At 41.2% G+C, this 10,960-nt stretch carries 11 protein-coding genes; 10 read left to right on the top strand and 1 reads right to left on the bottom strand.

The genetic code is table 11. The features are described from left to right. The 8 genes from ISX59_RS02985 to ISX59_RS02950 form a co-directional block, all read left to right on the top strand. Nucleotides 1–484: UDP-N-acetylglucosamine 2-epimerase (locus ISX59_RS02985; protein ID WP_220575653.1), on the top strand; the 484-nt coding region annotated here is incomplete at its 5' end. A gap of 19 nt (nt 485–503) precedes the next feature. Beyond that, nucleotides 504–1,361: an SDR family oxidoreductase gene (locus ISX59_RS02980; protein WP_220575652.1), complete on the top strand. Its 858-nt coding sequence runs from the start codon at nt 504–506 to the stop codon at nt 1,359–1,361. 11 nt (nt 1,362–1,372) lie between these two features. Further along, complete coding sequence (locus ISX59_RS02975) at nt 1,373–2,572, top strand: glycosyltransferase family 4 protein (protein WP_032540021.1); 1,200 nt, start codon at nt 1,373–1,375, stop codon at nt 2,570–2,572. Between the two features lie 6 nt (nt 2,573–2,578). Then, entirely contained in the window at nt 2,579–3,475 is an 897-nt protein-coding gene (locus ISX59_RS02970) for an NAD(P)-dependent oxidoreductase (RefSeq protein WP_220575651.1), read from the top strand. Between the two features lie 126 nt (nt 3,476–3,601). Then, on the top strand, nt 3,602–4,555 hold the full coding sequence (locus ISX59_RS02965) for a glycosyltransferase family 4 protein (RefSeq protein ID WP_220575650.1): 954 nt from the start codon (nt 3,602–3,604) through the stop codon (nt 4,553–4,555). Nucleotides 4,556–4,705: 150 nt separating this feature from the next. Continuing rightward, complete coding sequence (pheT, locus tag ISX59_RS02960) at nt 4,706–7,168, top strand: phenylalanine--tRNA ligase subunit beta (protein ID WP_220575649.1); 2,463 nt, start codon at nt 4,706–4,708, stop codon at nt 7,166–7,168. Between the two features lie 98 nt (nt 7,169–7,266). Beyond that, nucleotides 7,267–8,004 (top strand): YebC/PmpR family DNA-binding transcriptional regulator, encoded by a 738-nt coding sequence (locus ISX59_RS02955; protein ID WP_005778114.1) that lies wholly within the window; start codon nt 7,267–7,269, stop codon nt 8,002–8,004. Continuing rightward, a complete protein-coding gene (locus ISX59_RS02950; RefSeq protein ID WP_005778113.1) occupies nt 8,004–8,249 on the top strand; it encodes a TIGR03905 family TSCPD domain-containing protein in 246 nt (81 codons plus the stop codon). Before ISX59_RS02955 ends, ISX59_RS02950 begins: the two co-directional genes overlap by 1 nt. 150 nt (nt 8,250–8,399) lie before the next feature. Here ISX59_RS02950 and ISX59_RS02945 read toward each other — a convergent pair whose 3' ends face one another. Next, the gene (locus tag ISX59_RS02945) at nt 8,400–8,792 is read right to left on the bottom strand and encodes a hypothetical protein (protein ID WP_005778111.1); all 393 of its coding nucleotides are present in this window, start codon (nt 8,790–8,792) and stop codon (nt 8,400–8,402) included. Nucleotides 8,793–8,934: 142 nt separating this feature from the next. On the opposite strand from ISX59_RS02945, the gene ISX59_RS02940 reads away from it, so the two are divergent. Beyond that, nucleotides 8,935–10,188 carry an Nramp family divalent metal transporter gene (locus tag ISX59_RS02940; RefSeq protein ID WP_005806476.1) on the top strand — a complete coding sequence of 418 codons (1,254 nt, stop codon included), beginning with the start codon at nt 8,935–8,937 and terminating at the stop codon, nt 10,186–10,188. A gap of 10 nt (nt 10,189–10,198) precedes the next feature. Further along, complete coding sequence (locus tag ISX59_RS02935; protein WP_005778108.1) at nt 10,199–10,960, top strand: exodeoxyribonuclease III; 762 nt, start codon at nt 10,199–10,201, stop codon at nt 10,958–10,960.

Here is a 10,960-nt window from a genome sequence, read left to right as displayed (position 1 = left end):
TCTGCTTTCTTCTCTGAACGCCATTGTGGACAGGTATCATAAAAAGGTGATTGTTTCCACTCATCCCCGTACCCGCAAAAAGTTGGAATCTATAGGCTTTATTAATTCCAATCCGATGATTGAGTTTATGAAACCTTTTGGCTTCATGGAGTATATCAAACTTCAACAGAATGCTTTTTGTGTTATTTCTGACAGTGGTACGATCACGGAGGAATCTTCTATTCTTCATTTTCCGGCTATAACTATCCGTCAGGCACACGAGCGACCTGAAGGTATGGATGCAGGGACGCTGATCATGACCGGATTGAATAGTGACCGTATTCTGGAGTCTATCGAAATTGTAACTTCCCAGTATGCAGAAGGTGCAGACGTAATTCACTCTATTCCTGATTATGCTTCGGATAATGTATCTAAAAAAGTAGTCCGTATCATTCTTTCCTATACAGATTATATCAACCGTACGGTTTGGCATAAAGAAATCTAGTTCCTGTTTTTCATTTTTTATGGTTAAAAAGAAGATTCTGTTGTTCGGCGCCACAGGTATGGCCGGGCATATGGCTTATTATTATCTGCAATGTACGGGGAAATACGATCTTGTGAATGTAGTTTATCGTACCCAATTGACTGATGATAGTATCGTTGTGGATGTGACGGATGGGGATGCTGTCAGTCGGCTCGTTCGTGAAGTCCGTCCCGATTTTATCCTGAATTGTATTGGCGTATTGATAAGAGGTTCCAGAGAACATCCGGACAATGCTATTCTGATAAATGCATGGTTCCCCCATTTGCTCAAGAAACTGTCGGATGAAGTGGGAGTAAAGTTGATTCATATCAGTACGGATTGTGTTTTCTCCGGTAAAAAAGGCAACTATTCAGAAACTGATTTCCGGGATGCTGACGATGTTTATGGTCGTAGCAAAGCACTCGGTGAGATAATCAATGACAAAGATCTGACAATCCGTACTTCTATCATAGGTCCTGAATTGAAGGAGAATGGCGAAGGCTTGTTTCATTGGTTTATGCATCAGCATGGTTGTGTGAATGGTTTCCAGACTGCTATTTGGGGAGGTGTGACCACTCTGGAATTGGCGAAAGCCATTGATGTGTCCATCGATCAGGGAGTAACCGGTTTGATACAACTGAGTAATGGCCTTGGTATAAGTAAATATGATTTGTTACATCTGTTTTCCCGTATATGGCACAAACAAGATGTTGAGATCCTGCCATTTGATGGAAATGGAATAGACAAGTCGATCGCAAAGTCCGCAAGATTTAGTTATGTTGTACCCGGATATGAAGAGATGCTTCGGGAACAATATGATTGGATGCAGGAAAATGAATCATTGTATTCATTTTATTAAATACTTTCATAATGAAGAGAATTTGGATTGCTTCTGAGTATTATTATCCGATTGTTACTTCTACAGGGTATTATATGACAGAAATAGCTGAGTATTTGGCGAAGAGTGGAATGGAGGTCCATGTGATCTGTACGGATGCCAGATATAATGAAACAGACGAATATAAATCACTTAAATTAGAGAAACATAATGGTGTCATCATTCATCGTGTATTAAGTGGGAATATCGATAAAAACAATTTTGCAAAGCGAACATTCCGGTTATTGAACTCGAGTATCCGACTTTGGTTTAAGATTTTGAAAAATGTGAAGCGAGGCGATAAATTGCTCGTCGTTACTAATCCCGCTTTTCTTTTGTTATTTGTTCCTTGGATAAAACGGATTAAAAAGATTCAGTATTACCTGCTTGTTCATGATATTTTTCCGGAAAATTTGGTTGCTATCGGTAAGATGAACTCTTCTTCCCGGCTGTATCATAGCTTGAAATTTTTCTTTGATCGAGCGTATTCTCAAGCAGATGTTTGTATTTCTATTGGTCGGGATATGGCCCGGGTGATTCGTTCTAAGGTCCATAAAGACATGAAAATAGCCTTAATATCTAATTGGGCGGATAATAAGGAGGTTTTTCCTTTAGACAAAAAGGAGACATGTATGTATGCCGAATTAGCTTGTCGGGATAAGTTTATTTTTCAATTTGCCGGTAATTTGGGGCATGCCCAAGGATTAGATAATATATTGAGCGCCATTTCCTTAGTTGAAAATCCCAATCTTCATTTTGTATTCATTGGTGGAGGAGCCAAGTATGAAACAATCAAGAAATTTGCCTCTGTTAGGAATAACGTAACATTGTCAGGATTTCAACCCCGTTCTATGCAGAATGATTTTTTAAACGCTTGTGATGTGTCTATTGTAACTTTGAGTGACGGTATGTATGGTCTTGGGGTACCTTCAAAATCTTACAATATTATGGCAGCCGGAAAACCTATCTTAATGGTGGGAGAAGCGGATTCGGAAATTGCTTTGTGTATCAAAGAATTTAACCTGGGTTGGATTGTAGAACCAAATAACCCATCTGCATTGAAAGATATGTTTGAGTCGGTTTATGAATCTCGTGACCAATTATCCTCTTTCCGGAGTAATGCCAGATGTGTGGCTGATACAGTGTTTGCAAAGGAAATTATATTAGATAAATATTATCAGTTATTTGATTAAAGATTAATGAAACTCTTATTTACCGGTGCCTCCGGATTTTTGGGAAGAAACATCTATCAGCTTTTGGAAAAGACGTATGTAATCAAAACGGTTGGACTTACTCCCCAAGATGATTATAAGATAGATATAGCTCGGAATATTCCTGTCTTTACAGAGGTATTTGATATTGTGCTGCATGCTGCAGGTAAAGCGCATTCTACTCCTAAAACAGAAGAGGAGAAACAGGCCTTTTTTGATGTAAATTTACAAGGTACTAAGAATTTGTGTACCGCTTTGGAACAAAGTGGTATTCCTAAAGCTTTCATTTTTATTAGTACCGTTGCTGTTTATGGTTGTGATTCGGGTGAGAATATCACGGAAGAGCATCCTTTAAATGGAACTACTCCTTATGCTTTGAGTAAGATTAAGGCTGAGAAATACCTGGAAGGATGGTGTGCTATGTATAATGTAAAGTTAAGTATACTCCGTCCTTCATTGATTGCCGGACCTAATCCTCCGGGAAATTTAGGAGCGATGATTCATGGGATTAAAACTAATAAGTATCTGAGTATTGCAGGAGGAAAAGCAAGAAAGAGTGTTCTGATGGTTCAGGATATTGCAAATCTTCTTCCTATGTTAATAGAAAAGGGTGGAATATATAATGTTTGTGACAGTTACCAGCCGAGTTTTCGTGAGTTGGAGATGGTGATATGTAAGCAATTGAATAAAAAAACACCAATATCTATTCCTTATTGGTTGGCTAAAAGTATGGCTGTAATGGGCGACTGTCTGGGAGCAAAAGCTCCGATTAATTCTTTGAAACTTCGCAAAATCACAAGCTCTTTGACCTTTAGTAATGAAAAGGCAGTACGAGAACTTGGATGGAAACCTATGAATGTTTTAGAGAATTTTCGAATAGAATAGAATAGGATAGAAGAAAGTGTGGTGAATATTCTTCTTTCGATAATAGGGCTTTTGATGGGATTGGCAGCTTTAGTCTTTTTAGGGCTTCAGTTTTGGTTTCATTTAATAGACAAGAATGAATAATTTATGTATTATTTGATGATTTTAGTTCTGCTATTCTTAGTAGAACTTCTTTATTTTCGTATCGCTGATAAATGTAACATTATCGATAAACCTAACGAGCGTAGTTCGCACACCCGGATCACGCTGCGGGGTGGGGGAATTATCTTTTATTTGGGGGCGTTGGTTTATTTTCTGACAAACCATTTCGAATATCCCTGGTTCATATTGGCCTTGACCTTGATTACTTTTATCAGTTTTGTGGATGATATCCGTTCTACCTCACAAGGATTGCGTTTAGTCTTTCATTTTACGGCAATGGCTTTAATGTTCTATCAATGGGGATTGTTCAGTTTGCCTTGGTGGACGGTCTTTGTTGCCCTGATTGTTTGTACGGGAATTATTAATGCTTATAACTTTATGGACGGGATTAATGGCATAACAGGAGGTTATTCTTTAATTGTATTACTTGCTTTAGCCTTTGTCAATATGCAAATGGTTCATTTTGTGGAAGGGTATCTTATATACACTATGCTTTGTGCGGTATTGGTATTTAATTTTTTCAATTTTCGCAAGAAAGCAAAATGCTTTGCCGGAGATGTCGGATCGGTCAGTATTGCTTTCGTTGTTCTTTTTTTGATAGGCAAATTAATAATCCGGACAGGGGATTTTAGCTGGATCGTTTTGCTTGCGGTGTATGGAATAGACAGTGTACTGACTATTATCCATCGGCTTATGTTACATGAAAATATTGGTTTGCCGCATCGCAAGCATCTATACCAGTTGATGGCAAATGAATTGAAAATTCCACATGTGGTGGTTTCATTGATTTATATGATGTCACAAGCTGTAATTATAGTTGGCTATCTGTTAATTCCCGGCAATGGTTATTGCTATTTGATGGGAGCAATCATCGTATTAAGTGTAGTGTATGTCTTGTTTATGAAGAAATATTTCCACCTGCATCAGATGACAGAATGATGCTTCGGTGGCAAGTCTGATGAAAAAAGCCTCCCGGCCATCCTTTTTTAAAGGTGACCGGGAGTTTTTTTATAAGCATTCATTCCCTGTCAACCAAAAAATCTTATTAACTTTGCGGGTCACTTTTGAAAACATAAAAAACTTAATGATATGAATATCTCTTATAATTGGCTGAAAGAGTATGTCAATTTCGATCTGACGCCCGATGAAGTGGCGGCTGCGCTGACTTCTATCGGACTGGAAACAGGTGGAGTGGAAGAAGTTCAAACGATTAAAGGCGGACTGGAAGGCCTCGTGATTGGCGAAGTGCTGACTTGCGTTGAACATCCGAATTCAGACCATTTACACATCACAACCGTAAATTTGGGTAACGGCGAACCTACTCAGATTGTGTGCGGAGCACCTAATGTCGCTGCCGGACAAAAAGTAGTTGTTGCCACTCTGGGCACGAAGCTTTATGATGGTGACGAATGTTTTACGATCAAGAAGTCGAAGATTCGTGGTGTAGAGTCTATTGGTATGATTTGTGCTGAGGACGAAATTGGTATCGGAACATCACATGACGGCATCATTGTATTGCCGGAAGACGCAGTGCCGGGAACACTTGCCAAAGATTATTATAATGTAAAGAGCGACTATGTACTTGAAGTAGATATTACTCCGAACCGTGCGGATGCTTGTTCACACTATGGAGTGGCGCGTGACTTGTATGCTTATCTGATACAGAATGGTAAACAAGCTGTATTAACCAAGCCGTCTGTCGATGCTTTTGCTGTCGAAAATCATGATCTGGATATCAAGGTAACTGTGGAAAACAGTGAAGCATGTCCTCGTTATGCAGGCGTTACTGTGAAGGGCGTTACAGTAAAAGAGAGCCCGGAATGGTTGCAGAATAAGTTGCGTATCATCGGATTGCGGCCTATTAATAATGTAGTGGATATTACTAACTACATTGTTCATGCTTTCGGGCAGCCGCTTCACTGCTTTGATGCGGACAAAATAAAAGGTGGCGAAGTGATTGTGAAAACAATGCCGGAGGGTACACCGTTTGTTACACTGGACGGAGTAGAACGTAAGCTGAATGAACGTGACCTGATGATTTGCAACAAAGAAGACGCCATGTGTATTGCAGGTGTTTTCGGAGGTCTTGATTCCGGTTCTACAGAGGCCACAACGGATGTGTTTATCGAAAGTGCTTATTTTCATCCGACATGGGTACGTAAGACTGCCCGTCGCCATGGTCTGAATACAGATGCTTCTTTCCGTTTCGAAAGAGGTATTGATCCGAATATCACTATCTACTGTCTGAAACTGGCAGCTATGATGGTGAAAGAACTCGCCGGAGGTACCATTTCTTCGGAGATTAAAGATATCTGTGCTGCTCCTGCGCAGGATTTTATTGTCGAGTTGACTTACGAAAAGGTACACAGCCTGATTGGTAAAGTGATTCCGGTAGAGACGATTAAGAGCATTGTTGCCAGTCTTGAAATGAAAATCATGAACGAGACAGCCGAAGGACTGACATTGGCAGTACCTCCTTATCGGGTAGATGTACAGCGTGATTGTGATGTAATCGAAGATATCCTGCGTATCTACGGATACAATAATGTGGAAATTCCATCGACTTTGAAGTCGAGTCTGACTACTAAAGGAGATTGTGACAAGTCGAATAAGTTACAGAATCTGGTAGCCGAACAACTGGTTGGTTGCGGTTTCAACGAAATACTGAATAACTCTTTGACTCGGGCAGCCTATTACGATGATATGGAAACTTATGCTGCCAAGAATCTGGTGATGCTGTTGAATCCTTTGAGTGCAGACTTGAATTGCATGCGTCAGACATTGTTGTTCGGTGGCTTGGAAAGCATTGCTCACAATGCAAACCGTAAGAATGCCGACTTGAAATTCTTTGAATTCGGTAACTGTTATCACTTTGATGCAGAAAAGAAGAATCCGGAAAAGGTATTGGCTCCTTATTCAGAAGACTACCATTTGGGCTTGTGGGTAACCGGTAAGATAGTATCAAACTCTTGGGCACATGCAGATGAAAACAGTTCTGTGTATGAACTGAAAGCTTACGTAGAGAATATTCTCAAACGTTTGGGACTGGAATTGCATACACTGGTGGTGGGTAACCTGAGTGACGATATTTATTCTACAGCCTTGACTGTGAACACAAAAGGTGGCAAGAGACTGGCTACGTTCGGTGTAATTACCAGGAAACTGCTGAAAGCTTTTGATATCGATAATGAAGTTTATTATGCAGACCTGAACTGGAAAGAGTTGATGAAAGCCATCCGTTCAGTGAAAGTAAGCTATAAAGAGATCTCTAAGTTCCCGGCCGTAAAACGTGACTTGGCTCTGTTACTGGATAAGAAAGTACAGTTTGCCGAGATCGAGAAGATAGCTTATGAAACGGAGAAAAAGCTTCTGAAAGAAGTTTCTTTATTCGATGTTTATGAAGGCAAGAATCTTGAAGCCGGTAAGAAATCGTATGCTGTCAGCTTCCTGCTTCAGGACGAGAGTCAGACTCTGAACGATAAAATGATTGATAAAATCATGTCGAAACTGGTGAAGAACCTTGAAGATAAACTGGGAGCAAAGCTCAGATAATACGGAACATAAAAATAACAATTAAATAATTAATAAAACTCACGCTCGCTTTTTCTATCGGGATAGGGGAGGCGGGGTGAGGCAAATATTTTAAACCAATGGGAAGAGCGTTCGAATATAGAAAAGCTACCAAGCTGAAAAGATGGGGCAACATGGCCCGTACATTTACGAGAATCGGTAAACAAATTGCTATCGCTGTAAAAGCCGGTGGTCCCGATCCTGAAAACAACCCGCATCTGCGTGCAGTAGTTGCCACTGCCAAACGTGAGAACATGCCGAAGGATAACGTGGAACGCGCTATCAAGAATGCAATGGGCAAGGACCAAAAGGACTACAAAGAGATGAATTATGAAGGTTACGGTCCGTTTGGTATTGCAGTATTTGTAGAAACTGCTACAGACAATACGACCCGTACTGTGGCTAACGTTCGCAGTGTCTTCAATAAGTTTGGCGGAACATTGGGTACTTCGGGTAGCCTTGATTTTATGTTCAGCTGGAAGTCAATGTTCACTATCACAAAGAAAGAAGGTGTGGACATGGATGATCTGATTCTGGAACTGATTGATTACGGAGTAGAAGAAGAATATGATGAAGATGGTGATGAAATCACACTTTACGGTGATCCGAAGTCATTTGCCCAGATTCAGAAATATCTTGAAGAGAATGGTTTCGAAGTGAAGGGTGCTGAGTTTACCCGTATTCCGAATGATGAAAAGGACCTGACTCCGGAACAACGTGCCACGATCGATAAGATGGTAGAGCGTCTGGAAGAAGATGAAGATGTACAGAATGTGTACACAAACATGAAACCTGCTGAGGACGAAGGCGAAGAATAATGAAATACGTTTATAAAACCAAGGGCACTTGCAGCACGAACATTGAACTGGATGTTGAGAATGGCATCGTGAAGGAAATTGCTTTTTGGGGTGGATGTAACGGCAACCTGCAGGGCATTTCACGTTTGGTGACGGGAATGCCTGTGTCAGAGGTGATCACGAGACTTGAAGGGGTCCGTTGCGGGACTCGTTCTACTTCATGTCCCGACCAACTATGCCGTGCTTTGCACGAGATGGGTTTCTAAAAAACAAAGTCTGTATTCGGGGTAAACAGAGCCTTTGTCAACTACGAACGTAGCTTCTGTTTGCACCATTTAAAGGCTCTATTTAAAAATAAGGGAGGCGATGAACTGTCAGTTCATCGCCTCCCTTATTTTTAAATAGAATACAGCTTCTTATTTATACATCTCGGGAGTAACTGTTACCTGCATCAGCTCTTCTTGCGTTTTACCTGACAGATAAATATATTTAATCGTCACATCTGATTCTCTGTACACTTTCATCTCTTCAGTGTTCTTTATAGTTTCCGGGAGCGTTTCTTCAAGTGATTTCTTTAATTGTTCCGACATGGTAGGATCGTCAGCCTGTCCGCTCAGGGTATAGAAATAGGTAAATGTATTGTCTTTGCCCGAATAAGTGGTACTGTCCATTCTTGTCATTTCATCTACAGTGATAGGGCACTGTTTGTTTACTTGTTCAGAAGCCAGTTCGAAAACCTTTTGTTTAGCTTGTTGGCAAGAAGCCAGCGTGAAAAGAACAGCGCAAGCTCCGAGAATGATTTTTTTCATTTGCTTAATCTTTTTAATGTGTGAATATGGAACAAAGATAGTTGTTAAAAGTGAACCGAACAAGGTTCTTGCTTGTTATTAATAGCTATCTTTGTAGATACATTCTGTAAATTAGAGGAAAAACAAGAGACATGACATCCTTATGAAAAATATTTTTAAAGATTTGAGAAGTAAAGACCACAAACGCTATCTGGGAGGTTTGGACGTCTTCAGATATATTGGTCCCGGTTTATTGGTTACTGTAGGTTTTATTGATCCGGGCAACTGGGCTTCTAATTTTGCAGCAGGTTCAGAATTTGGTTACTCACTGTTGTGGGTGGTCACGCTGTCCACCATCATGCTGATCGTATTGCAGCATAATGTTGCCCACTTGGGGATTGTGACCGGACTTTGCCTTTCGGAGGCTGCCACACAGTATACTCCTAAGTGGGTATCACGCCCTATTCTGGGTACAGCCGTACTCGCTTCCATCTCCACATCGCTGGCCGAAATACTGGGAGGGGCTATCGCTCTGGAGATGCTGCTTGATATTCCCATTATCTGGGGAGCGGTGCTGACAACTGTTTTTGTATCCATTATGCTTTTTACAAATTCATATAAGAAAATCGAACGTTCTATTATCGCTTTTGTATCGGTGATCGGGCTGTCGTTCATTTATGAACTTTTTCTGGTAGACATTGACTGGCCTATGGCAATCGAAGGTTGGGTGACACCGTCTATACCCAAAGGAAGTATGCTTATCATTATGAGTGTATTGGGAGCGGTGGTGATGCCTCATAATCTTTTCCTCCATTCGGAGGTGATTCAAAGCCACGAATATAACAAGCAAGATGATGCATCTATAAAAAAGGTATTAAAGTATGAACTGTTTGATACCCTCTTTTCCATGATTGTGGGATGGGCCATCAACAGTGCTATGATTCTGCTGGCAGCCGCTACTTTCTTTAAAAGCGGTATCCAGGTGGAAGAATTGCAACAGGCAAAGTCATTGCTTGAACCCTTGCTTGGTAGCAATGCAGCCATTGTTTTTGCTCTGGCATTACTTATGGCAGGTATCTCGTCTACAATCACCAGCGGGATGGCAGCCGGATCTATTTTTGCCGGTATCTTTGGTGAATCTTATCACATCAAGGACAGCCACTCTCAGGTAGGAGTCATTTTATCGTTGGGCATTGCGTTGCTGCTGATCTTCTTTATTGGTGATCCGTTTAAGGGGTTGATCATTTCCCAGATGGTGCTGAGTATCCAGCTTCCGTTTACCGTTTTCTTACAGGTAGGTCTGACCTCTTCGCGTAAGGTGATGGGAGATTATGTAAACAGCAGATGGAGCACGTTTGTGCTTTATGCCATTGCTGCGATAGTGACTGTATTGAATATCATGTTGTTGTTCTCATAAAATATAGACGATGAAAATTATAACTTATAACGTGAACGGACTTCGTGCCGCGGTGAATAAAGGGTTGCCCGAATGGTTGGCAGAAGAGAATCCCGATGTGCTTTGTTTGCAGGAAACCAAATTGCAACCCGACCAATATCCGGCAGAGGCATTCGAGGCGCTTGGATATAAAGCATATCTTTACTCTGCACAGAAGAAAGGGTATAGCGGAGTGGCCATATTGACCAAAATCGAGCCCGACCACATCGAATATGGGATGGGTATCGAAGAGTATGATAATGAAGGGCGTTTTATCCGTGCGGATTTTGGCGACTTGTCGGTGGTAAGTGTTTATCATCCTTCGGGTACGAGCGGAGATGAACGTCAGGCTTTTAAGATGGTTTGGCTTGAAGCGTTCCAAAAGTATGTGACCGAACTGCGAAAATCCCGTCCGAATCTGATTCTTTGCGGGGATTATAATATTTGTCATGAACCCATCGATATTCATGATCCTGTACGTAATGCCACCAACAGTGGTTTCTTGCCTGAAGAACGGGAATGGATGACTCGCTTCCTGTCCGCAGGGTTTATCGACTCCTTCCGCACGCTTTATCCCGAAAAGCAAGAGTACACCTGGTGGAGTTATCGTTTCAACTCACGCGCTAAGAACAAGGGGTGGAGAATTGATTATTGTATGGTAAGCGAACCGGTGCGCTCTTTATTGAAAGAGGCCGTTATCTTGAACAATGCGGTTCATTCCGACCATTGTCCGATGGCATTGGAAGTCGGCTGA

It is taken from the genome of Bacteroides sp. FSHCM14E1, from assembly GCF_019633785.1.
Classification (GTDB): Bacteria; Bacteroidota; Bacteroidia; order Bacteroidales; family Bacteroidaceae; genus Bacteroides; species Bacteroides hominis.
The sequence above is the reverse complement of the archived record's forward strand: the minus strand, read 5'-3'. Positions and strand labels throughout refer to the sequence as shown.